At 44.0% G+C, this 24,368-nt stretch carries 22 protein-coding genes and 1 pseudogene; 18 read left to right on the plus strand and 5 right to left on the minus strand.

Annotation, left to right across the window (positions count from 1 at the left end; all coding sequences use genetic code 11):
• Positions 1–231: 231 nt before the first annotated feature.
• Positions 232–570, minus strand: coding sequence for a hypothetical protein (locus tag VM640_RS15575; RefSeq protein ID WP_325393863.1), 339 nt, complete (start codon positions 568–570; stop codon positions 232–234).
• Positions 571–684: 114 nt separating this feature from the next.
• Here VM640_RS15575 and VM640_RS15580 point away from each other — a divergent pair, with 114 nt between their 5' ends.
• Together VM640_RS15580 and VM640_RS15585 are read left to right on the plus strand one after the other, a co-directional pair.
• The gene (locus VM640_RS15580) at positions 685–1,509 is read left to right on the plus strand and encodes a hypothetical protein (RefSeq protein ID WP_325393865.1); all 825 of its coding nucleotides are present in this window, start codon (positions 685–687) and stop codon (positions 1,507–1,509) included.
• A gap of 200 nt (positions 1,510–1,709) precedes the next feature.
• Complete coding sequence (locus tag VM640_RS15585; protein ID WP_325393867.1) at positions 1,710–2,042, plus strand: hypothetical protein; 333 nt, start codon at positions 1,710–1,712, stop codon at positions 2,040–2,042.
• Positions 2,043–2,701: 659 nt separating this feature from the next.
• Here the strand turns inward: VM640_RS15585 and VM640_RS15590 are convergent.
• Positions 2,702–2,995 carry a hypothetical protein gene (locus VM640_RS15590; protein WP_325393869.1) on the minus strand — a complete coding sequence of 98 codons (294 nt, stop codon included), beginning with the start codon at positions 2,993–2,995 and terminating at the stop codon, positions 2,702–2,704.
• Between the two features lie 241 nt (positions 2,996–3,236).
• Positions 3,237–5,093, minus strand: coding sequence for an Rqc2 family fibronectin-binding protein (locus VM640_RS15595; RefSeq protein ID WP_325393871.1), 1,857 nt, complete (start codon positions 5,091–5,093; stop codon positions 3,237–3,239).
• Between the two features lie 156 nt (positions 5,094–5,249).
• Between VM640_RS15595 and VM640_RS15600 the strand changes: the two genes are divergently transcribed.
• The 9 genes from VM640_RS15600 (at position 5,250) to VM640_RS15640 (ending at position 14,365) form a co-directional block, all read left to right on the plus strand.
• A complete protein-coding gene (locus VM640_RS15600) occupies positions 5,250–7,991 on the plus strand; it encodes a calcium-transporting P-type ATPase, PMR1-type (protein ID WP_325393873.1) in 2,742 nt (913 codons plus the stop codon).
• Between the two features lie 398 nt (positions 7,992–8,389).
• Positions 8,390–9,244, plus strand: coding sequence for a diaminopimelate epimerase (gene dapF, locus VM640_RS15605; protein WP_325393875.1), 855 nt, complete (start codon positions 8,390–8,392; stop codon positions 9,242–9,244).
• Positions 9,245–9,259: 15 nt separating this feature from the next.
• Complete coding sequence (locus VM640_RS15610) at positions 9,260–10,141, plus strand: YicC/YloC family endoribonuclease (protein WP_325393877.1); 882 nt, start codon at positions 9,260–9,262, stop codon at positions 10,139–10,141.
• A 13-nt stretch (positions 10,142–10,154) separates the two neighbouring features.
• Positions 10,155–10,430, plus strand: a complete 276-nt coding sequence (gene remA, locus VM640_RS15615; RefSeq protein WP_325393879.1) for an extracellular matrix/biofilm regulator RemA — start codon at positions 10,155–10,157, stop codon at positions 10,428–10,430.
• A gap of 10 nt (positions 10,431–10,440) precedes the next feature.
• A complete protein-coding gene (gmk, locus tag VM640_RS15620; RefSeq protein ID WP_325393881.1) occupies positions 10,441–11,043 on the plus strand; it encodes a guanylate kinase in 603 nt (200 codons plus the stop codon).
• Between the two features lie 2 nt (positions 11,044–11,045).
• Positions 11,046–11,252 (plus strand): DNA-directed RNA polymerase subunit omega, encoded by a 207-nt coding sequence (gene rpoZ, locus VM640_RS15625; protein WP_325393946.1) that lies wholly within the window; start codon positions 11,046–11,048, stop codon positions 11,250–11,252.
• Positions 11,252–12,457, plus strand: coding sequence for a bifunctional phosphopantothenoylcysteine decarboxylase/phosphopantothenate--cysteine ligase CoaBC (gene coaBC / locus VM640_RS15630; RefSeq protein WP_325393883.1), 1,206 nt, complete (start codon positions 11,252–11,254; stop codon positions 12,455–12,457). The genes rpoZ and coaBC overlap by 1 nt, the downstream gene beginning before the upstream one ends.
• Before the next feature lie 6 nt (positions 12,458–12,463).
• Positions 12,464–13,654 (plus strand): methionine adenosyltransferase, encoded by a 1,191-nt coding sequence (gene metK / locus VM640_RS15635; protein ID WP_325393885.1) that lies wholly within the window; start codon positions 12,464–12,466, stop codon positions 13,652–13,654.
• Between the two features lie 225 nt (positions 13,655–13,879).
• Entirely contained in the window at positions 13,880–14,365 is a 486-nt protein-coding gene (locus VM640_RS15640; protein WP_325393887.1) for a MarR family winged helix-turn-helix transcriptional regulator, read from the plus strand.
• Between the two features lie 95 nt (positions 14,366–14,460).
• Here the strand turns inward: VM640_RS15640 and VM640_RS15645 are convergent, their stop codons facing one another.
• Complete coding sequence (locus tag VM640_RS15645) at positions 14,461–15,408, minus strand: helix-turn-helix transcriptional regulator (protein WP_325393888.1); 948 nt, start codon at positions 15,406–15,408, stop codon at positions 14,461–14,463.
• 231 nt (positions 15,409–15,639) lie between these two features.
• Between VM640_RS15645 and modA the strand changes: the two genes are divergently transcribed.
• The 5 genes from modA to VM640_RS15670 all read left to right on the plus strand — a co-directional run bounded on the left by modA (position 15,640) and on the right by VM640_RS15670 (position 19,939).
• The gene (gene modA, locus VM640_RS15650; RefSeq protein ID WP_325393890.1) at positions 15,640–16,446 is read left to right on the plus strand and encodes a molybdate ABC transporter substrate-binding protein; all 807 of its coding nucleotides are present in this window, start codon (positions 15,640–15,642) and stop codon (positions 16,444–16,446) included.
• Positions 16,447–16,530: 84 nt separating this feature from the next.
• Positions 16,531–17,223, plus strand: a complete 693-nt coding sequence (gene modB, locus VM640_RS15655) for a molybdate ABC transporter permease subunit (protein WP_325393892.1) — start codon at positions 16,531–16,533, stop codon at positions 17,221–17,223.
• A complete protein-coding gene (locus tag VM640_RS15660) occupies positions 17,216–17,884 on the plus strand; it encodes an ATP-binding cassette domain-containing protein (protein WP_325393894.1) in 669 nt (222 codons plus the stop codon). The genes modB and VM640_RS15660 overlap by 8 nt, the downstream gene beginning before the upstream one ends.
• 207 nt (positions 17,885–18,091) lie before the next feature.
• Positions 18,092–18,538, plus strand: a complete 447-nt coding sequence (locus VM640_RS15665; RefSeq protein ID WP_325393896.1) for a MarR family winged helix-turn-helix transcriptional regulator — start codon at positions 18,092–18,094, stop codon at positions 18,536–18,538.
• 36 nt (positions 18,539–18,574) lie between these two features.
• Positions 18,575–19,939 carry an MATE family efflux transporter gene (locus tag VM640_RS15670; RefSeq protein WP_325393897.1) on the plus strand — a complete coding sequence of 455 codons (1,365 nt, stop codon included), beginning with the start codon at positions 18,575–18,577 and terminating at the stop codon, positions 19,937–19,939.
• 73 nt (positions 19,940–20,012) lie between these two features.
• Here the strand turns inward: VM640_RS15670 and VM640_RS15675 are convergent, their stop codons facing one another.
• A complete protein-coding gene (locus tag VM640_RS15675) occupies positions 20,013–21,245 on the minus strand; it encodes a solute carrier family 23 protein (RefSeq protein ID WP_325393899.1) in 1,233 nt (410 codons plus the stop codon).
• Positions 21,246–21,596: 351 nt separating this feature from the next.
• Between VM640_RS15675 and VM640_RS15680 the strand changes: the two are divergent.
• Positions 21,597–21,788: pseudogene (locus VM640_RS15680) on the plus strand (heavy metal-binding domain-containing protein); the annotation flags it as partial.
• Positions 21,789–22,032: 244 nt separating this feature from the next.
• Positions 22,033–24,336 carry a replication restart helicase PriA gene (priA, locus tag VM640_RS15685; RefSeq protein ID WP_325393901.1) on the plus strand — a complete coding sequence of 768 codons (2,304 nt, stop codon included), beginning with the start codon at positions 22,033–22,035 and terminating at the stop codon, positions 24,334–24,336.
• Positions 24,337–24,368: the final 32 nt, after the last annotated feature.

A 24,368-nucleotide genomic window follows, 5' to 3' on the forward strand; every position in this document is an offset into this window, starting at 1 on the left:
TCACCTCAAACTACAGTATAGATAAATTATATTGAGATATCTATGGTTATCTCCACTATACTATATAATTCAACACAATTGAGGTAGATTCCTGCTTTTTGATGAAAAAATCAGAGGGTTTCTGCACCAGAATCATTATTACTATGCTTACCACTCTGCCGTAATTCTTTATCTCGTTGATAAATTATCTTTGAAATTTCATCTTGAGATTTAACCTTAAGCTCAAAATTTTTATCGAAAGATACTACCCCTAATTTTACTATGTCGTTTATATTTTCCACGCTTTGAATATATTCTTTGAATATATTCTTTGAATATATTCTCATCAACTCCGAGTGTGGCGGCATTAGCATTGACCGTAATGGTTCCATCTGTGTTTAAAGTGACCGCACCTTGCTTTACAACTTCATTTTTGATTTCTCTGATCTGATTTAATTCATTTTGAGTATAACGAGATTGAATAGATTGTTCATCTGATGTAGCCTGTGTAGTTTGGGTAGCTAATGCAACGTTACTTAATAATAAAGTACCTAAGACAACAAGCGCCAACACTCTCATTAATTTTTCCATTTACATTTTCTCCCCTTTTTCTATTAAGTTTTGGTGTTTTAATGTACATACCTCAACTTTCGCTCTGCGAAAGTTGAGTAACAAAGAGGACATCACAACAAAAATTACAGTTTAATGGGAGAAAAAATACCAGAAGGTTTGACAGAGGTAGAGACAGGTGATCAATCTAAACAATTGACAACTGTAGCGGTTTCGATGTTTAAGGATTCTTCTGGCAACATTCAGCCTGCAAAAATGAATGTTGAAATAAATAATTCGGATGAAGTATTAAAAGTCATCATTATCGCTTTAAGAGATGATGATGTTATTTCATCACACAAAAATAGCGAACAATCATTTATCCAAACTATAAAACCGGCTCAAGCTGCTTTGTACTCATCCTGGCCTGCTGTAGTAGGGTGGCCTGATTATGATTCATTTATGTTCGTTATGGTCCGATGGTCATTTAATCTTTACAAGAGTCCTACTAATCCTGATAGTAATTTAAAGTATTGGTGTATTGGAGAAGGTGGAGTTACTGTAACACCATATTCCGGATATTTATCGGGTGGTGTGCATATTAAATTAACTTCAAATAGTTCTGGCATAATAAATGGTATTGCACCGACTCCTTTCACTAATAAAAGTACCGTTTCGATGTCTTTAGGCGTACTCGCAGCAGCCAGTTTATCCTGTGATTTTAATACAGCGACAAATATGGTAGTCAGTCAAGGCGGAGTTGGTTCCCCTTATGCTGATTTTGCGTTTACGCCTGTTTGGGGTAGTTTTGCGAACCTAATATCTAATCAGACTTATTATGAAGCTTCAGCGCAATATTTCCAATCTCCATCTTGGTTTGGCCTAGGATTTTACTATACTGTTGATATGTATAGAGTTGGTACTCTTGATTGGTTTGCTACAGCAAGTCATTCTGGCTTAAGCATTAGCGGGACGTTGTAGAAACATTGCTTCAGCTCGATATATGAATTTGCGAGAGTTAAATAAACAATAACACCAGTATCCGTATTGATAGAATGCTGGTGTTATTGACATAAAAAGTTATATGAACCATACTCAAATCTACGCGGCCATGCACGGCTTTGATAAGGGAGCTTTATTTTCATATTTTTAGATCAGCTGAATTAACAGGAGGAATTATTATGAACAATAAATTTACTAAATTTATACTGCTGGGAATATTATTATGCCTAATAGTCATTGCAATTAAGCCTACAAATAATCAAATGGCATCAGCAAATCCCTTACCTAACCCCAATTTTAGTTTAACTAATGCAGGAGAAGAAGTCATACAACTGGCACCTAATAGAATTGCTGTTAAAGGTAACTACGGTTCCAGCTTTAGTGGAACAATATTAGTTTTTGATTTTGATAGCAATACTAAGAAATTCAACTATGCCGGTTCTATGAATTATATGGATTATTTTAATAACGCATCTAAATACGGAATACCTACAAATTCATCTAATAAATAAATTAAAGGGGAATGGCCATGGACTTTCCTATACCGTTGATATAGACATAATGACGTAAAACCCACGACAAGACAATATATGGTTGTAATAAGCCGATTTTTCCTAAACTAAGGGAGAGTCGGCTTATTGCCAATAACGACCGTTATCTGCAATGGGCTATATCGGAGTGGAGGTATGGGGTTGAATTGAAAAGGAAAAAGGGGATAATTGGAAATCTAAAACGGTTAAATCTAAATTCATCAAATTGGTGGAAGGAAAAATGGCAAGGAAAGAAAAATCTATCCATATCATTGCCCCCCTTCGTTGTGAAATACAGAAGACAAGATGAATGGACTAGCTAATATAAGTCTATGCCATTTACTCTTTGGAGGTTACTAATTCTCGTCCAAATATTATGGCGAGGTAAAGGGGTAGATGGGGTTCGGTCATTACATTGACTGTGATAGTAAGCAATTTTGGAAATGGTCACATTGAAGATAGCTTTTAATTAAAAGAAGACGTCTTTCCAGGAGGCGTCTTCTTAAGAGGGGCTGGGGTTTATAGTAACCCCCATAAAATGCTTAAAAAAATCTCATCTATTAGCTTTTCGGAAAAGGTGATTATCTAATAAATGGTTACCGTGAGAGCAGCTTTAATAGCTGCTCTCTTGCTGATGATTATTAGGTGCTCACAAAGGTGATACCCCGAATCGGGATACGGACAATTGGACGGATACCATCGATGGGAGTCCCAATGTTGGAGTGAAGAACTGCATTTGTCAACAGTGCGACACCATCTTGGATACCGCCAAAGTTTCCAACCCAGAAACCCGCATCCATTCCGATTTCAATCCGGGCGCCGATCGGGAAGGTATCAAACAGAGCAATAATAGATACAAACGGTGCTCTAGGCCCTAAAAACAGTGGGGCGGCTCCAGAGGGGAATCCAAATGGACTTAATCCGAATCCTGCCATGGTATAGCCTTCTTTCTTATAAATTTGACCCGAAGGTCTATAAGATTAAGAATGGCTAACCCAACGAATTTTCTACCCAAGATTCCCTGTCCTAGTTTTAATATAGGCAGCTCGTCTCAAAACGTTCATAGAATCATACTTAATAAGGAAGATGTCCAGAGGACGCGGTGTTCAAGGCGTTGGGGTTGAATAGAAAAAAGAGGGACAGGCTGCAGCCTGTCCCTTAATCATTTATTGTGACTTACTCTTCCGTTTTCTCTGTCTCCGTGGCTAATAAACGCTCAATAACCTCTGGCTGCGGAGTGAGATAAAGGGTCCAGTTGGTTTCATAGATCACCATACCAGGTTTGGCGGCATTAGGCTTTTTAATATTTTTAACATGCGTATAATCTACGGGCACAAGCGACGAGCCTTTGGCCTGGCTAAAGTGAATGGCGAGAGCGGCTGCTTCTTCGAGGGTAGTGTCATCCGGGAATTCCTCTCCATCCTCGAGGGGAATCAGGACGTGTGAACCGGGAATGTTTTTAACGTGGAGCCAAAGGTCTTGAGGACGGCCTTTTTTTAAGGTCAGCCAGTCATTTTGACGATTATTTTTCCCGACAAGAATCATCCGGCCTGCGCTGGATTGATAGGTTCTGGGTTGGGGAGCTTCCGGTTTATTTCCTTGCTTTTTCTTGGCGTTTCCCTTGCTCGGGAATTTGCCGGCTTTTTGGGGGCTGGTTTTACGGGTATGTTTACCGGCAAGATATTCCTCGTCGATTAATTCTTTGCGGACTTCCTCAAGTTCTGAGGGCGTGGAGGCTTGCTCGAGACTGAGAAGAACGGATTCCAAATAGTTTACCTCGTTGAAGCTCGCGACTTTAAGGGGTTCGGTCTTTTGGATGGTTACTTTGGCTTTGTTATAAAGTCGGTAAAAATGTTGGGAGTTATCAATCCCGCTGAGTTGGGCATCTAAGGGAATCGTAATTTTCGGGAGAGTTTCCTCATTATAATCCTCGACGACGATTTCCGTCATCCCAGGTGTTATCCGGTAAAGATTAGCGGTGATTAACTCACCCCAGCGCTGATATTTAAACACTTTCTCGGCATTTTCCATGGCTTCTTCATAAATACTGAGCTTTTTATTCATATGGTGAAGACTTTCTTGGACGATTTTGCGGAGTGAGCCGCGTTTTGCTTCGAGATTATTATTAGAAGCTTTAACATGATAGAAATGCTCGATCGCTGTATTTAGGGAAGAAAAGGTTTCGCCGGTTAATCCCTGGTATTGCTGAAAGGGAACAAACGTAAAAGCTGTTGGTAAACCTTTCGAGGGAGTACCTTCTTGATAATAAAGGCAGGGCCTGATCTCAGCTAGGGACTGGGGATTGGCCAGGGTAAGATATCCTTGAAAAGCCCGGGAAAGGTCGATATCTCCGCATTGTTCAAGCCGTATCGTCAGATTGAGTCCGGCCCGAGTGATGATTTCCCGCGCGAGTTCCGGACTAATTCCGGCAAAGCGTTTGACGAGAAGGTCAGTTAACTTACTTGAGATTTCTTCGTTTAGAAGCACAGATCGAAACGTTTCTTCTTCAGAGATAGGGTCCCATTTCCCTTGCGTAGGGGGGGCGATATAGGTCCGACCCGGCAGAACTTCTCGGTGCCGACTCACAGCATGCGAATAGCGTTTGATCCCGTCTAGAATAAGCTGTTTCTCGGGATCGACGAGGATCAGGTTGCTATGTTTGCCCATAATTTCCAGATAAAGCTGGAGCGTGGCAAGGTCTCCGTATTCATTGTAGTTTTGCACGGTGATCAGAACTATTCGCTCAAGCCCGATCTGTTCAACGTTCAGAATTTTCCCGCCTTCCAAGTGTTTGCGCAGGATCATGCAGAACATAGCGGGAGACGTCGGATTTTTTTTGTTTTCTTGAGTGAGATGTAAGCGGGCAGCGGTGGCGTTAATGTTTAAAAGTAAGCGCAGGGATTGCCCTTGATTACGGAGTGAGAGATGGATTTCTTCTTTCTCAGGTTGATTTATTTTATCAATGCGCGCTCCAATGAGTTGAGGCGCGAGTTCTTTGACAAGATGATTAAGGGTTATGCCATCTAGAGCCATAAGGAGAACTCCTTTCGTGATTTGAAATTCCATCACCTAATGATGCTACACTTCAAACGTTGATCTAGTATACCATAATTCCTGGTCATTTTTCTTTTCCCTTCTGAATAAGCATGTACAAAAAGCTAGGACAGGATTTAAAGGAGGAGGAAAGAAATGCGGCAGCAAGCATGGCATGTTTTGCCTTGGCTCGATGTAGTAAAGGCTTTTGAAGTGCATCCGGGAAAGGGTTTAAGCCTGAAAGAGGTGAATCACCGCCTAACCGAATTTGGGAAAAATATGCTCCAGACAAAAAAAGGACCCCATCCCGTTTTCGTATTCTTAGGGCAGTTTAAGGATTTCATGGTTTTAGTCCTGTTAGCAGCGACGATCGTATCGGGGCTATTAGGCGAAATAGCGGACGCGATTACAATTATGGCGATCCTGATAGTGAATGCCATCCTCGGGTTTATTCAGGAATACCGAGCGGAAAAGTCGATCGATTCCCTTAAATCCTTAACTGCACCAGAAGCCCGGGTACTCAGGGATGGAATGGAAACACGGATTCCGGCAGCTGATCTTGTGCCTGGAGATATCGTCTTATTAGAAGCGGGAGATCGCATACCTGCGGATATTCGCTGGATCCAAGCGGTCAATATCGAAGTGGAAGAATCAGCCCTCACGGGCGAATCTCACCCCGTCAACAAAATAGTTTCAGCCTTAACGGATGAACTGACCCCGATGGCTGATCGGGCGAATATGGGGTACATGGGGACAGTAGTTGTCAATGGACGTGGCGCAGGAGTCATTGTAACTACTGGCATGGAGACAGAAATGGGAATTATCGCGGGAATGATCCAGAACGTCGAGGATGAGGAGACCCCTCTCCAGAAACGTCTGGACCAATTGGGCAAGTATCTTGTCCTCATTAGTCTTGCCGTCTGCGCACTGGTTGTAGCAATCGGCGTATGGCGAGGAGAAGGCTTTTATAAAATGTTTCTTGCCGGAGTTTCGTTGGCCGTTGCCGCTATTCCCGAAGGGCTTCCGGCGATTGTAACCGTGGCCTTGGCTATCGGAGTTCAGCGAATGGTCAAAAGAAAAGCAATTGTGCGCAAGCTTCCAGCGGTAGAAACTTTAGGCTGTGCTACCGTGATTTGCTCAGATAAGACTGGGACGCTGACGCAAAATGAAATGACCGTACGCCAGATTTATTCGGATCGCCGCATGATTGCCGTGACTGGACAGGGCTATGATCCGAAAGGAGAATTTCACGGCGGAGATCCGATGAAGGGGAAGGACCCGCTCAATGAAGCTTTGAAAGTTGCGGCTTTATGTAATAATTCCTCCTTAACACGGAAAGGGGTACAGGTTGCGGGACTCTTCCGTTCTTCCAGTAAAGAATCCCCTTGGGGAATTGAAGGAGATCCAACTGAGGGGGCTTTGTTAGTTGCCGCAGCAAAGGCTGGGATTTGGCGGGAGGTCTTAGAACGGAAAGAGGAACGGATTGGAGAAATCCCCTTTGATTCAGATCGTAAACGGATGAGTGTTGTCTATCAGGGAAAACGTGGACGGAAAGCGTATGTCAAGGGAGCTCCGGATGTCATCCTCAGACATTGCCAAAGTGAACTTACTTCTGAGGGTGTCGTCGAACTCAATGATATCCGACGCCGAACGATTATGCGGGCTAATGATGAAATGGCGCGCAAGGCTTTACGGGTGTTAGCAGTCGCTGAGCGATCTCTGCAGGAAGGAGAGAAAGAGGACGCGCGGGTTGAAGAAAACCTTGTCTTTGTTGGCTTGATGGGGATGATCGACCCTCCTCGAGCGAGTGCGGGCAAAGCAATTAAAGTCTGCCGCCGTGCTGGAATTAAGCCGGTCATGATTACGGGAGACCACCGGTTAACTGCAGAAGCAGTTGCTCAGGAGCTTGGGATCTTGAGGGGAAATTCTCAAGGAATAATGACGGGGACAGAACTTGAACAAATTTCCGATGAGGAACTGGCCAAGAGGGTCATGGATATCTCAGTTTATGCTCGGGTCACTCCGAAGGATAAACTCCGCATTGTGCGTGCGTTGAAGAAAAATAACCAAGTGGTGGCCATGACTGGAGATGGGGTCAATGATGCTCCTGCAGTGAAGGAAGCAGATATTGGGATAGCGATGGGAAAAACCGGAACAGATGTGACGAAAGAGGCTTCCGCGATGGTTCTGGCCGATGATAATTTTGCGACGATCGTTGCAGCAGTTGAGGAAGGTCGGGGCATCTATGATAACATCCGTAAGTTTATTCGTTATTTGCTCTCGTGTAACTTGGGAGAAGTTTTAACCATGTTTTTGGCTACGCTGGTCGGACTCCCACTCCCGCTATTGGCAATTCAGATTCTTTGGGTCAATCTTGTTACTGATGGATTACCTGCTATGGCCTTAGGCGTTGATGGGGTGGATAAAGATATTATGAGCCGCCCACCACGAGCGCCAGGAGAGAGCATCTTCGCTCGTGGGTTAACGCGGAAAATTGTCATCCGCGGTACGATGATTGGACTTGGGACGTTAATCGTGTTCATTGCGGAGCTCTTCTTAGAAGGAAATATGTTAAGCGCCCGCACGATGGCGTTTAGCACCTTAGTCTTCTCTCAACTGTTTCATGTTTTTGATTGTAAGTCTGAAACACGCGGCATTTTCGAAGTTGGAATATTCTCCAATCTCTACTTAGTAGCCGCGGTTGCAACCTCGACCTTAATGCAACTGAGTGTAATCTATTTGCCTCCGCTCCAGGCTATTTTCAAAACAGCTCCACTGCAGCTTTGGCAGTGGGGAATCATCTTAACGCTAGCCGGTGGACCGTCCATATTAATTGGCCTTTGGCGTTTGGTTATGAATGCAGGGCAGGGCCGTACCTCGATCGTTGGAGGAAAGTGAAATTCTAACAGAAATCGTTATTTTTATAAACTCCGGGTCACTTGCGAAGAATCAAAGTGGCCCGGAGTTTTAAACTCCATCTGGAGAAAAGGAATTTGAAGGATTTTGCAGAATTACTATTAAATAATAAGAAGTTTGCGAGGAGAAAACGATGTTTCAGCTATTTATCAGTTCTATTTTAACGGATAATACTCAAGTGATAAAATATGGAGTTCTAGCCGTGTTAGCAATATCCATCCTGACAACTATTGTTAAGAAGCTATTTAAGCTAGCAATAATTCTTGCCCTTCTAGCAATAGTCGCTTATTACATCATTCCGGTTCTAAGTTGACCTAAGTAACAAACGATAGTATTCTTGAGCTGACGTGATTCAATTCATTAAGGGAGGCCGGATTACCGTGGAAATCATAAAAATGCATGGCCTAGGAAATGACTTTGTTTTTATTGACCATTTTGATAAACAGTCAGAAGAAAAACAGCCGGATTATCCGGAACTAGCACGAAAACTTTGTCACCGCCAATTTGGAGTAGGTGGCGATGGGTTAATCGTCGTATTGTCTTCGCAGGTGGCGGATGCGAGAATGCGGATTTTTAATTCTGACGGCTCAGAACCGGAAATGTGCGGGAATGGAATACGTTGCTTTGCTCGTTATATCTACGATAAGGGCTACGTTCAGAAGAATCCGCTGAAGGTTGAAACCTTGGCCGGAATTCTCACCTTGAATTTGAAGCTTGAAGCAGGAGAGATCACGGGTGTTCAGGTCAATATGGGGGAACCGATCCTTAAGGCTGAGCTGATCCCCATCTTAGCGCAAGGAGAACCCATTGTTGGGGCACAACTCGAGGCTAAGGGGGAGGTTTTTAACTTTACGGCAGTCTCCATGGGAAATCCGCATTGTATCATTTTTGTCGAGGACTACCAGAAACTCGATTTTGAACATCTCGGCCCAGCTATTGAGAAACACCCACTTTTTCCGCGCAAGACGAATGTGGAGTTTATTCGCGTCGATTCGCCAACGAAAATCACGATGAAGGTCTGGGAGCGGGGAGCGGGTCCCACTCTTGCCTGTGGTACGGGAGCTTGTGCTTCGGTTGTGGCCTGTGTCCTGAATAAAAAAACGGAGCGAGCCGTAACAGTCCACCTTCCCGGTGGAGACTTGTTTATTGAATGGAAGCTGGATAATCAGGTTTACATGACTGGGCCAGCAACCTACGTGTTTAAGGGAGAAATCTTGAACGATCATTTCAATTGAAGTGGGTGAATTTTTATGGCTAACAGTATGACCGGTTTTGGGCGGGGGGAAGCCTCAGGCCATGGTTATCAATTTACGGTTGAATTAAAATCAGTCAATCACCGTTTCTTTGAGGCTTCGATTCGGGTACCTCGAAATATGATGAGTTTTGAAGAAAGAATTCGTAAGCTCCTTCAGGAAAAAATTCAGCGGGGCCGTCTTGATGTCTATGTCAATGTCAAGGAAACGGAAGAAAAAAAGAGATTGGTGAAGGTTGACAAAGATTTAGCCCTGTCGTATGATAAAACCTTGAAGGAACTCGCTTTTTCCCTTGAAGCACCCTATGAGACCGATATCTACCGTTTAACCGCTTTACCGGAAGTCCTTGCTGTTGAAGACGAGGAACTGGATTTAGAGCTTTTATGGGAGACTTTACACGGTGCTGTGAGTGATGCGCTGAATGTTTTTTTGGAGATGCGCCAGATTGAGGGAAAAAAGCTTGCGGAAGATCTGCTCAAGCGTTTAGAGGTTATCTTAACTGAGAAAGATCAAATTTCGAGCTTTGCGGAGAGCATGGTTCCTGATTACCAAGGTCGTCTACGGGAAAGAATTCAACTCTTATTAGGGGAGAATTCTGTTTTGGACGAAGCAAGGCTTGCCAATGAAGTAGCGGTATTTGCGGACCGAGTTTCGATTACCGAAGAACTGGTTCGTTTACAAAGTCATTTAGATCAAGGCCGTCAAACCTTACAAAGTCCAGAGAAGGTAGGACGAAAACTCGACTTTCTCGTGCAGGAAATGAATCGGGAAATCAATACAATTGGCTCAAAAGCGAATAATTTAAGTATCGCTCAACTCGTGGTCGAGGTTAAAAGTGAACTGGAGAAAATCAGAGAACAGGTCCAAAATCTTGAGTAACGGAGGGTTTAACTTGGATATCAAACTGATCAACATAGGGTTTGGCAACATCGTCTCAGCTAACCGAATTATTTCTATTGTGAGCCCGGAGTCTGCCCCCATTAAGCGTATTATCCAGGAAGCACGGGATGCGGGAATGCTTATCGATGCTACTTATGGACGTCGGACGCGGGCAGTGATTATCTGTGATAGTCATCATGTCATTCTTTCCGCAGTCCAACCCGAAACCGTCGCGCATCGTTTGTCCAGCAAGGACGCCAACGTCCATCTTGAGGACCCAGCAGATTAAGGGGGTCAGAGTGGAAAAACATAATGGATTATTGATTGTTCTCTCAGGACCTTCAGGTGCGGGTAAAGGGACGATTTGTCATGAGCTTCGACGGAAGTTGCCAGATGTTCAATATTCAGTTTCCGCAACGACCCGATACCCACGGCCGGGTGAAGTGGATGGGTTAGATTATTTCTTTCGTACACGGGAAGAGTTTCAGACGATGATAGAAAAGAACGAACTTCTCGAATGGGCTGAATTCTGTGAGAACTATTACGGCACTCCTCTATTTGCTGTCGAACAAGCTCTCCAATCCGGTACCGATGTTATCTTGGAAATTGAGATTCAGGGTGCGCTTCAGATTAAAGAACGATTTCCTCATGGCGTTTTCATTTTTGTGATACCGCCGTCCATGAGCGTACTTTCAGAGCGGATTCATAAACGAGGTACGGAATCTGAAGAGGTTATCCGTAAACGTTTAGAAACAGCTACGCGCGAACTTGAGTATGTGACAGAATATGATTATGTCATTGTCAATGATGAGCTAGAAAAGGCGGTTGACAAACTAAAATGCATTCTTGTCGCCGAAAAGTGTCGTGTTAAAAGAAAATCTTATGATTTCCAGGGGGTGTAATGATGAAACAGCCTTCCCTTGATTTATTGATGAGCAAGGTTGATAGTAAGTATACGCTAGTGCTCGCTACTGCTAAGCGTGCCCGGATCTTAATGGAAGATTCGGAATTCCAGGCAAATGCCCATGGGGTTAAACCCGTGAGTCAGGCATTGGAAGATATTGCGAAAGGTAAATTCCGTTTTGAGCTTACGAACGAGGGCCTAAAGTAATGCTTCGCGGGAAAAAAATATTGGTTGGAGTCTCGGGCGGGATTGCGGCTTATAAATCGGCTGAAGTTGTTAGTCGACTCCGCAAGTTAGGAGCAGAGGTGCATGTTGCTATGACCAAGGGAGCAACGGAATTCATTGCTCCTTTGACTTTGCGAACCTTGTCCATGAATCCTGTCCATGTGGAAATGTTTGAAGAACCCAAACGTTGGAATGTGGAGCATATTGCGTTAGCAGAGCATGTCGATGCCGTACTAGTGGCCCCGGCTACGGCTAATTTATTGGCCAAAATGGCGGTCGGGATTGCGGATGATTTTCTTTCGACGGTGCTTTTGGCTACACGGGCCCCAATCTTTGTCGCGCCAGCCATGAATCATGCCATGTTCCATCATTCAGCGACTCAACAGAATCTGGAAACGCTCAGGACCCGTTCGGTGCGAGTCATCGGGCCGGACACTGGGTTTCAAGCCTGTGGGACAGACGGAGACGGGCGGATGAGCGAACCCGTCGAGATTGTGAAAATACTGGTAGACTTCTTAACTTCCTCAAAATTGCTGGAGGGTAAGAAGGCCTTAGTCACAGCCGGAGGAACCCAAGAACCGCTTGATCCGGTTCGCTATTTGGGAAATAGATCCTCTGGAAGAATGGGGTATGCTATAGCTCAAGCTTTGCAGGAGGCAGGAGCGGAAACTATTCTGGTCAGTGCACCTACAGATTTGCCTGTTCCGCATGAAGTTAAGCGGATTTCCGTGATGACCGCTCAGGAAATGCATGATGCTGTTCTGGAACAATTCCCGAAGATGGACGTCGTTATCAAGGCAGCTGCGGTGGCCGATTATCGTCCGAAAGAAAACGCCTCACAGAAAATCAAAAAGCAAGGGACAAGCCTTTGGGTAGAACTTGTTCCCAATCCAGATATTCTGGCCGAACTCGGAAAAATTAAGTCCACGCAAATCCTTGTTGGTTTTGCGGCCGAAACTGAGAACTTAATTGCCAATGCCCAGGACAAAATGCGACGGAAGAACGTTGATATGCTCGTTGCCAATGATGTAACCCGCCCGGGTTCTGGATTTGGCAGCTTCACGAATAGTGTTAGCTTTCTCTTCCCTGATGGGAGAAGAATAGATTTACCTCAAATGAATAAGCTGGAGGTTGCTCGGCATCTTAGAGATGAGATTGCTGGGCTGCTCGGTGTAACAAAGGAGTGACGAAAAGTGGTAAAAAAATTATTTACTTCAGAATCCGTAACCGAAGGACATCCTGACAAAATCTGTGATCAGATTTCGGATGCGATTCTTGATGCAATTTTCGCACAAGATCCCAATGCGCGGGTAGCCTGTGAAACTTCTGTCACGACGGGTCTAGTCTTGGTGAGTGGTGAGATTACGACAACTTGCTACGTCGATATTCCGCGTGTCGTTCGACAAACGATCCGTGAAATTGGATATACGCGTGCTAAGTTTGGTTTCGATGCCGATACCTGCGCAGTTCTTACCTCAATCGGAGAACAGTCCGCTGATATTGCCCTCGGAGTGGACAAGGCCCTAGAAGATAAAAACGGAGAAATAACCGAAGATGAAATCGAATCGATCGGTGCTGGCGACCAGGGAATGATGTTTGGTTATGCTACGAATGAAACAGATAGCTTTATGCCGCTGCCGATCGACTTGGCTCATCGCTTGGCTCGTCGACTGAGTGAAGTTCGTAAAATGAACATCCTTGGCTATCTACGTCCAGATGGCAAAACCCAAGTTACCGTTGAGTATGAAGACAACAAACCTGTACGGATTGATACAATTGTTATCTCCACTCAACATCATCCGGATATTGCGCAAGATCAGATTCGCCGCGACCTTTTAGAACATGTCGTTTTACCTGTTGTTCCTCAAGATCTCCTCGATGAAAAGACCCGCTATTTTATTAACCCAACCGGCAGGTTCGTAATCGGTGGTCCTCAAGGGGATGCAGGCTTAACGGGACGGAAAATTATTGTCGATACGTATGGGGGTATGGCCCGTCATGGCGGTGGTGCTTTCTCGGGTAAGGATCCCACAAAAGTTGACCGTTCTGCTGCTTATGCTGCTCGTTATGTCGCTAAAAACGTCGTTGCAGCAGGTTTAGCTGATCGCTGTGAAATTCAATTGGCCTATGCCATTGGGGTTGCTCATCCTGTTTCAGTTTCCGTGGAAACCTTTGGTACAGGTAAGATTTCCGAGGAGAAGATTGGTGAGTTGGTCAAGAACAATTTTGACCTTCGCCCAGCAGGAATTATCAAATCTCTTGATCTTCGTCGGCCAATTTATCGTCAAACTGCTGCTTATGGCCATTTTGGGAGGACCGATCTGGATCTCCCTTGGGAAAGAACGGATAAAGCAGAAACTCTTCGTCAACAAGCCGGTCGCTAAGACTGGATAGGGTAGTCTAACCTGGTGGGGACTTTGGTCGAAAGACTGAGGTCCCCATTTCTTTTTTTGAAAGAACAAGACAGAAAAAATTTGACAAATTTAGCTAAATAGCAAATAATCTGCTTAGTTATTATTTTAGTCAGTAAAAATTTTAGATACTTAGGAGATTGCTGAAGATGCTAAGGACACGAGGGCTTTATGAAATTATAAGTAATAAAGGAGGAGGTGTTTCCTACGGAAGTTGAAGAAAAAGTTCTACTCGCTCAAGAGTTAGCACGTACAATGATGCGATTCCGTCGTAGCGGAGGGCAGGATAAATCAAAGCATGACATCCGGATGAGTGAATTTATGTTGCTTTGTACGTTAAAGGAGTGTAAAGCAACAACGACTAAGGGGGTAAAGGTTTCCGATCTCAGTACGAGGTTAAAAATTACCCCTGCTGCGGTAACGCATATGATTAATTCGTTAGAAGAAGGCGGATATATCGAGCGTTTGCCAGATCCCAAGGATCGACGCGTTGTCCTTGTTAGTCCGACTGAAAAAAGCCTCGGCATCATGGAGGAGATGCAGGCGGAGCATCTCGAATTTAGCCAAGGCTTAGTTGCTTTTTTAGGGGAACAAGATAGTAAAGAGTTTATCCGATTACTTAAAACGTCATTTGAATACTTAAGCGAAAGACGAGAGAAAAGTGGAGAAGAATGCAGGAAGTAAGATAGTATCATCTAAGGGAGAGGTTAAAAGGTTGCCCTCATTTCCATAAGGAATTTAGGGCAACCTTTTAATATTTCTACGACTAGCATACTTGATTAGGAATTGGCAAGAATTTGTCCCATCTGAGAAATATCATATCCGCCAATTCCGAGAACTTCATTTCGAAAAGCGGGGGAATTTAAAATACTCATTAAAGCTTGAAAATGAGGCTTTGCCAAGTCTTCCTGATGTACAACCAGATCATAGCGTTCCTTTTGTAAAGGGATAAAGTCAAGATTGTTGACTTGCAGAGCAGCTTTCTCAATTCCTAAGCCCACATCCGCTTCTCCTCGGGCAACTTTACTCGCGACAGCCACATGAGTCATTTCTTCCTCAATGTACCCTTGGATCGAGGTATGATTAATTCCAAGTATCCTTAATTTTTCATCAAGCAAGACACGGGCACCGGATCCTCGTTCACGATTAATAAAGCGAATATCTGGTTTCGTTAAGTCCGTCCACGTGAGGATATGCTTGGGGTTTCCTTTAGCAACATAGAACCCTTCGATGCGATAAATCAAGTTGATGATCGTGGCAGGGTGACCCGGCAACATTCTCCGAACATAAGGAATGTTATATTCGTCAGTATCGCTATCCCATAAGTGGGCCGTTACGACGTTAGCTAGACCTCGGTAAAGCGCAATAAGTCCATCAATGCTCCCTATATAATGACGTAAGAACAGAATATGAGGAAACTGCTTTTCCAGATGGCGCGTTAAAATATCTAAGACGATGTCTTGACCACAAATCACCAAGCCTTCCTCTGCCGAAAAATAATGATTGGTTTGATCAGTTGAAATAGGAGAGGCTATCGAGGCTAAGGGTGATTGAATTCCCTTGGCTTTTTGAATATAACTTTCGAGGTCAGCGCCTTCAACGCGTACTTTGCGGCCAATGTGGTAAGCGGTTAAATCACCCCGCTTAATAAGTTCATACACAGTAAACTTCGAGATTTTAAGTATCTTTGCAACTTCTTCGGGCGTATAAGAAATATCATTCGGCAAACTCAGCTCACCCGTCCTTCTAAACAAATGCGTCTGGCATTCGCTGCTTAATGATTGCTGCTAAATTCTATTGCTAATTTATTATAACATATCGTATAATGAGGATGCAGTACAGTTATGTTTGTTTACGTTAGTTTATGCGATGATCCTGATTGTGTAAATGAACATAAACAAATGCTAACGAACTAAAATGAATAGCGATTAACTTAAGCAAAGATAGGGGGGGATTGAATGAAAAAGCGACTATGGTTCTCGTGGTTAGTGCTGTTGAGCCTATTATTGATCTTAAGCGGGTGTGGAACAGGCAACACAACTGGTTCTTCGAAAAGCAATGCTCAAGTTCAACCTCAAGAAATTATTGTATCTGCTGCGGCTAGCTTGCAAGATTCTTTAACAGAACTAGAGCAGACTTATAGGCAAAGGAACCCTGGGGTCAAGCTCACGTTTAATTTTGACGCTTCTGGAACACTCCAAAAACAAATTGAACAGGGAGCTCCGGTTGATCTTTTTATTTCTGCTGGAAAGTCCCAAGTCGATGCCCTTAATCAAAAGAATCTATTAGTTAAAGACAGCGAAATAAACCTCTTAGGAAATGACTTAGTTCTCGTAGTAGGCAAAGATAATACCGACGTCAAAACTATTCAAGATCTTACCCAAGCTAGTGTACAGAAAATAAGCATCGGGACGCCTGAGTCTGTTCCGGCAGGTAAATACGCCCAGGAATCTTTGATCAAGCTCCAACTATGGGATACCTTACAACCGAAGTTTGTATTCGCTAAAGATGTTACTCAGGTGCTGAATTACGTCGAAATGGGGAACGCCGAGGCTGGACTTGTTTATAAATCAGATGTTCAAGGCTCAACAAAGGTTACAGTTGTGGCGACAGTTCCGGCGGATAGTCACCAAGCCATTGTCTATCCCGCAGGGGTTGTTGCGGCAACGAAGAATAAGCAAGTCGCTGAGGATTTCTTGAAGTATCTGCAAAGTCCTGAAGCACAACAAGTCTTTGTGAAGCATGGATTTTCAATCCTTGAATAAAGAAAACCCGGCTTTCGCCAAGCTTCTATCTGCCGAAAATTCATACTTTCTGTTAGTAAAATAAAGTCACTGCAGGAGATTTCTATGGAGTTTAGCTTTATACCTATTCTGTTATCTTTGAAAGTTGCTATCGCTTCGGTACTTATTGTCAGCTGTCTATCAATACCTATAGCAGGGCATATGGCGAAACGCGAGTTTCTGGGAAAAGATGTGGTCGAGTCAATCATCACTTTGCCTTTGGTTCTTCCACCCTCCGTCATCGGTTTTATGCTCCTTTATGTTTTTGGCAAGAACGGTCCACTAGGCAAGCTCCTGGAGTCAATGTTCCATATCCGAGTTGTTTTTACCTTGTGGGGAGCGGTTTTGGCTGCAGTGGTTGTAGCTTTTCCGTTAATGTATCAGTCTGTAAAGGCAGCCATCGAAAGTGTTGATCCAAATCTCGAGAAAGCAGCGCGGACCTTGGGCGCAGGGGAATTTAAAGTTTTCTTGACGATAACTCTTCCCTTAGCATGGAACGGAGTCATTGCCGGTTTTGTGTTAGCTTTTGCTCGGTCTTTAGGGGAATTTGGTGCGACCTTGATGATTGCCGGAAATATTCCCGGAAAAACGCAAACCATGCCGCTGGCCATCTACTTCTATAGTGAAGCAGGAATGACGTGGGAAGCGACAATTCTGGTTTCGATCATGACTGTATTCAGTTTCCTCGTTATTTACGGACTGAACCGCTGGGGCAAAGGATCGAAACGCCGAGCAAAGAGGGGGAGCCTGGATGATTAATATGCATTTCGAAAAGAAACTTCCTTCTTTTGAACTCAATATCAATATTTCCTTGTCAAACCACATTCTTGCTATTGTCGGTCCTTCGGGTGCTGGCAAGACAACACTTTTACAGTGTGTCGCCGGTCTCCAAAACCCTACGTGCGGGGAAATTACGATTGGCGGAAAGGTTGTCTTTTCGTCCGCACAACAGATTAATCTCCCCGCCAGACAACGTCGCATTGGGTATGTCTTTCAAAATTATGATCTATTTCCGCATATGACGGTTGAACGAAATATCTTATACGGAAAGCAGAAAAAGGAGCGTTCTTCCAATCGAAGTCTAGCCGTTGGCGAGGTCCTTGAAATTTTAAAGATTGAGCACCTTAAAGCGCGCTATCCAACGGAGATTTCAGGTGGAGAAAAACAAAGAGTGGCGCTGGCACGTGCCTTAATGATCGAACCCGAGCTTTTGCTCTTAGATGAACCTTTATCTGCTCTGGATCAGGATACCCGAAGTGAACTTCAACAAGAATTACTCAAGGTTCAAGATCAATGGCAGATTCCCTTTATATTAGTGACCCACGATATTCGAGAAGCGGAGATTCTGGGAAATCAAATCATAAAAATTGATCAAGGCAAGCAGAAAGCAATTCTGAAGCTGAGTGAGAAAGTGCGTTAATTTAAATTTGAAAAAGCACGTTTGGGAAAAAATAATTTTCCTGACGTGCTTTTTTCTAAAAATTGTCCTTAGGATAATTTTTAGGTATTGATTTGATCGGTCTCTTCGACTAGAATAGATAAGTATTCTTACTGTTAGAATTCTAATAGTTTAGCTGATAATTAGTACAGATATGAACAATACACTTCGCGTTTGGAGGTGATTCTTATGAATTTTGATAAGGCGAAAGAAATTCACGATCTGTTATTTACCTTCATGGGACTATTCCACGAGAAATTTCTTCATCGCTATCGACATGAGTCTATTTGTATGCCCTGCTTAAAAAAGAACCATACTAAAATCTTGAATATTTTGTACCAAAAGGACCACATTACCTTGACCGAAATTGGCAAATTGATGGATATCGAAAAAGGGAGTCTTACCACGCTAATCGACCAGCTCGAAGAGAAGGACTTAGTGATCCGCTCAAATGATCCCATGGATCGAAGGAAGTCTCTAATATCCCTAAGTCCTCAGGGAAGGGAAGAGATGGATCGCGTTATGAATTTATATGCGCAAAAAATGGATGAACTATTGCGCGATGCTGATTTAGTGGAAATCCAACATTTTTTAACAAGCTTACAGTTCGTAGTTAAGTTTATGAAAAAGATATAGAAATTCTAGAATTAAAGAAAGAGGAGAAAGTGATTTATGGCAAAAAATTTAGATATTCGAAATGGAAATATTGGCAAGTTGCTCTTGGAATTTTCGCTGCCAGCAATCATCGGTATGTTGGTGAATTCACTTTATAATGTTATTGACCGAATATTTGTGGGTCGAGGGGTAGGTTCTATCGCGATCGCTGCAACCACTGTTGCTTTTCCGATTATGATTATTTTAATGGCTGTTGCCATGCTCATCGGAGTTGGGGCAACGGCATTGATCTCAATTCGTCTCGGGGAACAGAAAAAAGAAGAGGCAGAGAAAATAGCGGGTAATGCTACCCTCTTATTAGTACTATTACCTTTAATAATTTCAGGAATCTATTTGTTCTTCTCTGACCCAATCTTAAAGCTGTTTGGTGCCAGTCAAGAGGTTTTACCCTATGCTCGCGATTTTACGCATATTATTATGCTGGGAGCAGTTCCGGGAGCGATTTCTTTTGGGATGAATAATTTTATTCGGGCCGAAGGAAATCCCCGGGTCGCCATGTTAACTCAAATTATTGGCACAGTGGTGAACACGATTTTAAACTATATCTTTATTTTTAAACTGGGGTTGGGTATCAAAGGATCGGCTCTAGCATCCATCTCCGGCCAAACGGTCTCAGCAATTTGGGTGCTCAGTTATTTCCTTCAAGGCCGAAGTAAAATTAAAATTAGACTTAAAAACCTTAAGCCCCAAATCCCGATCGTTATGAGTATTGTTTCGATAGGTTTTGCTCCTTTTGCGATGCAAATTGCCAATAGTGTGCAACAAACGATTTTAAATAAAACCTTAATGGTCTATGGGGGAGATTTAGCGCTTTCAGCGGCGGGTATTATCATGAGTGTGGCGATGATGCTTTTTATGCCGATTGTCGGGATCAGCCAGGGTGCTCAGCCTTTGATCGGTTTTAACTATGGAGCTAAGCTCTATGAACGCGTGAAAGAAACTTTGAAAAAGGGAATCATAGGGAGTACGATTCTCGCTATTGTAGGTTATATTTTCATTCAAACCCATGCTACCCAAATTATCGGGCTTTTTAGCAATGGAGATACTGCTTTGACGCAATTGGCGGCTCATGCTCTAGTCACGTTCTTTGCCATGATTCCGATCGTTGGCTTTCAAATTGTAGGCTCAAATTATTTCCAAGCTGTAGGCAAACCCGTTCAATCCACGATCCTCAGCTTATCGAGACAAGTGCTCCTCTTCATTCCACTCCTTATCATCTTGCCCCACTTCTGGGGAATTGAGGGAGTTTGGAGAACGGCACCGATTGCGGATGCTTTGTCTGTGCTTTTGACGGCTACCTTACTCTTTCGCGAAATGAAGAAACTGCCCAAAAAGTCTTCTCAGGTTGTTGAATCAAACTAAAAGAAAGCACGATAGGAAAAGAATGGTTTTCCTAGCGTGCTTTCAATATTTCCAGAGGGTTATATTAGAATTTCTAAGCAGCTTTTTGGGAAGAGGTCGTGTCTTCTTCTGTTTTCGATCTGCTAAGAATGAGGTTTAAGATAATTCCAACGGCGGTTGCCCAGGCTACGCCGTGATTTGTGACTCCGATTCCCAGTGCGAAGATGACTGAGACGATCATCAGATTTTTGGTTTCGGACAGATCCACTTTAGCATCGATCAAGGTCCGAAGACCAGCAGCTCCAATCATTCCGAAGAGAAGAATTGTTACCCCACCCATAACAGCCGTCGGGATGGACATGATCAAGGCTTGAAGGGGATTAAAACAACTGAGGATAATCGCGATAATAGCGGCAACCCAAAGATTAAAGGTGCTATAGACGCGGGTGACGGCGAGGACCCCAATATTTTCTCCATAAGTGGTTACTGGAGGGCCGCCGAAAAAGCTTGCGACAACCGTTGCTAAACCATTTCCAGCAAGGACGCGATGAAAGCCAGGATCGGAAACTGGGTCAGAGTGGGTGATATTGCCAAGTACGATCATATGGCCGAGATCTTCGATGATTGTAACCATCGCCAGAGGAGCCATCAACAGGATTGCTTCTTTAGCAATACTTGGAAATTGCCAGTGAGCAAGATCGACTGGAAATACGACTAATTGTTGAAAAGAGTTGGCGATTTTGCTGAAGTCGACGATTCCAAAGATTACTGCGACGATATACCCTGCGGTAATTGCGGCAAGAATGGGTATGATTTTTAGGAAGCCTTTCGCATAAACGGAAAGGAGCAGAGCAACGGCTAAGGTAAAGCCCGCGATATACCAGTTCGAAGAGGCCATGCTGATTGCGGTAGGAGTTAAGCTTAAGCCGATAATTGCTACGACCGGACCGGCGACGACAGGAGGGACCACTTTGTGAATCCAGGCTGTGCCGAAAGCAGACATGAGTAGAAACATGATAAGATAGATGATTCCGATGATTAAGACCCCGCCCATAGCGGCCGCTAAGTTATGCTGATCTTTGACAAAGTACGTTAAGGCACCGATGTAGGCAAAGGAGGAACCGAGATAAGCGGGGACTTTACTTTTGGTAAGAAGTAAAAAGATAATGGTTCCAACCCCTGAGGAAAGGAGTGCTACAGCGGGGCTGAGCCCGGTTAGAAAGGGTACGAGGACAGTTGCCCCAAACATGGCGAAGACATGCTGCAATCCAAGGGGAATTGTCTGGGCAAGGGGAAGTTTTTCGTGAATCTGAACTTCTTTAATCATGATAGAGTACCTCCTTTTTTATAAAACCAAAAAAACCTCTTCCCTGCCCGCGAGCAAGAAAGAGGTGTCCATGATCAAAGTACTCATGATCGCCATGCCCTTCTTAGTCTCTCGGGACTAATTTAAAGGTTAAGGTTATTTTCTTGCCTAGAGCATACCATAGATGAAAAGAATTGTGCAAGACTTTTTTATCATACTAACAGAAAGTATAAATTGGGGGGCAGATAGTATAAGTGCAACCAGCGGTTTTCGCTTTCGCAAAGCTCGGCGAAAGCCGGGTTTTCTTTATTGTTCTCTTTTTTATGATCTTTTTCTGCTTCTGTGAAAACCGCGTTTTATTAACGTACTTGTTCAACAACACCAAGTATCGAAGGGAAACAAATTCTCAACTATCATGGAGTGATCATGGGAGAAGCCATCATGGGCGCGAATATTATTCGGGATATTTTTGAGAGTATTACGGATGTTATCGGGGGACGTTCCGGGGCGTATGAAGAAAAACTTCAGGATGCTCGTGAAATTGCGATGCAAGAGCTCGAACAGCGGTAACAATAGGCTAGTTGAATGAAATATTAGGCTCGTTACCTTAATCACAGGAAAGCCGGGACAAAGCCAGGAAGTTGCACTTTCTAGCCAGTCTCCGGCTTTTCCTGCATTGTTTTCGCTTTTCTGCGATTCCGCTTAAGGGAGTAAGCTCCCGCTTTCATTTTGTCCGGCCACTCACTTTTTATGCTAAATTATGATAAAATGTATTCTTAAGTTAAATGTTTTGAAGGAGGCGTCGTGATTGCAATATGCAGAAGTTCTAGTCGATGTCGCGAATCGTCGCCTTGATCAAATATTTCATTATCGGGTTCCTCAATCATTAAGCCTTAATGTAGGGATGCGTGTCTTAGTCCCTCTCCAACATCGTCAAGTGCAAGGGATTATCTTGAGAAGGACTGAGGTTTTACCCGCAGAAGTTAAGGATCATACTATTAAAGATATTATTGGGGTGGTTGAGGACGCTCTCGCCATTCCGGAAGATTTACTTAAGCTAGCCTTATGGATGGCTGAGAGGACCATTTGTCCGGTCGCTCAAAGTTTGCATACGGTTTGGCCACTGATGAAGGGAAAAGTTGAAGATTGGGTTGTTCCTCTGGCCTCAAAAGAGGATGAGGATGTTCAGACGCTTAAGTTCTTAGATCCTGAAGTGTACAAGGGGTTTACGGTGCTTTTCCGCGCCCGGCAAAAAGCTTTGCCTTTGAGTATATTTCTCCAACGCTCCGGCTTTACTCAAGGAAAAGTGGACGAATTGCTGAATCAGGGCTGGCTGAGATTGGAGTCTCGGTTTACGTCAGGAATCCCAGCTGGAGCCCGAGCCCACTCCTCAGAGAAGACAGACTTGCTTGAAGCAGCGGAAGCGGAGGAACCACTAAACAGCGAAGGAGGTTCGGAAAACGCTCAACGTTGGAAGTTGACTCCCGAACAATCTGAAGCCTGTCAAGTCATTGAAAAAGCGCTGGCGAAGAAGGTCCATCAAACGATTCTTTTACATGGAGTGACTGGGAGTGGCAAAACCGAGGTCTACCGCGAGGTGATTACCAAAGTGATCGCGCAGGGGGGGACAGCCATTCTTTTAGTTCCGGAGATCTCCTTAACCTCGCAGGTGGCTCACTATTTCCAACATCAGTTTGGTAAACAGGTCATTCTTTTGCACTCGGGGTTAAAATCTGGGGAAAAGCTTAAAGTCTGGCAGGATATTTTAAAGGGACAGATCAAACTCGTGATTGGGGCGCGCTCAGCGGTTTTTGCTCCCTTGCCGAATTTGCGGCTGATCATTTTGGATGAAGAACATGAGGGAGCGTATAAACAGGATGAAAACCCAAAATATCATGCGCGAGATGTGGCCCGTAAACGCATGGAACAACATCAAGGGGTTGTGGTTCTCGGAAGCGCAACGCCGTCTCTGGAATCTTATGCGGCTGCCCAAACGGGTAAAATAGGATTCACCAAGATGGAACACCGTGTGGCTCTTCGTCCCCTTCCGCCGGTCGAGCTTGTCGATATGCGGGAGGAATTGATTAAGGGCAATCGGAGTATGTTCTCTGTGGCTTTACAGAGTAAGTTGCGCTCTCGTCTAGAAAACCGGGAACAAAGTATGATTTTTTTGAACCGACGAGGTTATTCCACGTTTGTGAACTGTCGAGAATGTGGCTATGTCGTACGCTGTCAGGCTTGCGATGTCGCTTTGACCTATCATAGCCATGGACAAGTTATGCGCTGTCATTACTGCAACCATGAAGAGGTTCCACCCCATGTCTGTCCCGAGTGTGGAAGCTGGTATATTCGCTTTTTTGGTCAAGGAACACAGCGCGTGGAAGAAGAATTACAGGAGCTATTCCCTAAGGCTAAGATCTTACGTTTAGATTGGGATACAACGCGTGTCCAGGAGAATTATAGCCGAATCCTTACGACCTTTAGAAAGCAGGAAGCGGATATCTTGGTCGGTACCCAGATGCTGGCTAAAGGGTTGGACTTTCCCAATGTGACGTTAGTGGGAGTTATTGCCGCCGATCAACTGCTCAATATGCCGGATTTCCGAGCTAAAGAAAGGGCTTTTCAACTTCTAACCCAAGTTGCGGGGAGAACAGGCCGGAGCACTAAACCTGGGGAAGTTATTATTCAAACGTACTCCCCCAAGGATCGGGCGATTGTCCTCGCTTCGCAGCATGATTACCCGCACTTCTTTTGGGAAGAAATTAAGTATCGAAAGGAAAGACGATATCCTCCGTTTACCCATGTCATTCGGGTTATTTTGCTCCATGAACAAGAGGAGCGGGTCATTAAAGCCGCACATAGCCTTACCGACTATCTCCGCCTGGGAATACCGGAGAGTAAAAATGGATATAATGATCTAGTTATTCTTGGGCCTGCGCCAGCGATTTTATCGCGGCTTAAAAACAAATTCCGTTGGCAGGTTTCGGTTAAGGGCAAACGGTTGGATCCGTTACGTACTTTTCTACATCAAGGGGTGCAAAAATACGCGCAGGATTCGTCGAGTCAAGGTGTTCAGCTTAATATTGAAGTTGATCCGCTCTCCATGGGATAATGCCATTTTTTATTCAAAAAAAATAGATTATA

Source organism: Desulfitobacterium sp., assembly GCF_035539115.1.
GTDB lineage: Bacteria > Bacillota > Desulfitobacteriia > Desulfitobacteriales > Desulfitobacteriaceae > Desulfitobacterium_A.

Excerpts from the sequence above, each read along its gene's own strand:
- VM640_RS15575 (WP_325393863.1), bottom strand. The coding sequence starts at position 570 with ATGGAAAAATTAATGAGAGTGTTGGCGCTTGTTGTCTTAGGTACTTTA.
- VM640_RS15580 (WP_325393865.1), top strand. The coding sequence starts at position 685 with ATGGGAGAAAAAATACCAGAAGGTTTGACAGAGGTAGAGACAGGTGAT.
- VM640_RS15585 (WP_325393867.1), top strand. The coding sequence starts at position 1,710 with ATGAACAATAAATTTACTAAATTTATACTGCTGGGAATATTATTATGC.
- VM640_RS15590 (WP_325393869.1), bottom strand. The coding sequence starts at position 2,995 with ATGGCAGGATTCGGATTAAGTCCATTTGGATTCCCCTCTGGAGCCGCC.
- VM640_RS15595 (WP_325393871.1), bottom strand. The coding sequence starts at position 5,093 with ATGGCTCTAGATGGCATAACCCTTAATCATCTTGTCAAAGAACTCGCG.
- VM640_RS15600 (WP_325393873.1), top strand. The coding sequence starts at position 5,250 with ATGCGGCAGCAAGCATGGCATGTTTTGCCTTGGCTCGATGTAGTAAAG.
- VM640_RS15610 (WP_325393877.1), top strand. The coding sequence starts at position 9,260 with ATGGCTAACAGTATGACCGGTTTTGGGCGGGGGGAAGCCTCAGGCCAT.
- rpoZ (WP_325393946.1), top strand. The coding sequence starts at position 11,046 with ATGAAACAGCCTTCCCTTGATTTATTGATGAGCAAGGTTGATAGTAAG.
- coaBC (WP_325393883.1), top strand. The coding sequence starts at position 11,252 with ATGCTTCGCGGGAAAAAAATATTGGTTGGAGTCTCGGGCGGGATTGCG.
- modA (WP_325393890.1), top strand. The coding sequence starts at position 15,640 with ATGAAAAAGCGACTATGGTTCTCGTGGTTAGTGCTGTTGAGCCTATTA.
- modB (WP_325393892.1), top strand. The coding sequence starts at position 16,531 with ATGGAGTTTAGCTTTATACCTATTCTGTTATCTTTGAAAGTTGCTATC.
- VM640_RS15660 (WP_325393894.1), top strand. The coding sequence starts at position 17,216 with ATGATTAATATGCATTTCGAAAAGAAACTTCCTTCTTTTGAACTCAAT.
- VM640_RS15665 (WP_325393896.1), top strand. The coding sequence starts at position 18,092 with ATGAATTTTGATAAGGCGAAAGAAATTCACGATCTGTTATTTACCTTC.
- VM640_RS15670 (WP_325393897.1), top strand. The coding sequence starts at position 18,575 with ATGGCAAAAAATTTAGATATTCGAAATGGAAATATTGGCAAGTTGCTC.
- VM640_RS15675 (WP_325393899.1), bottom strand. The coding sequence starts at position 21,245 with ATGATTAAAGAAGTTCAGATTCACGAAAAACTTCCCCTTGCCCAGACA.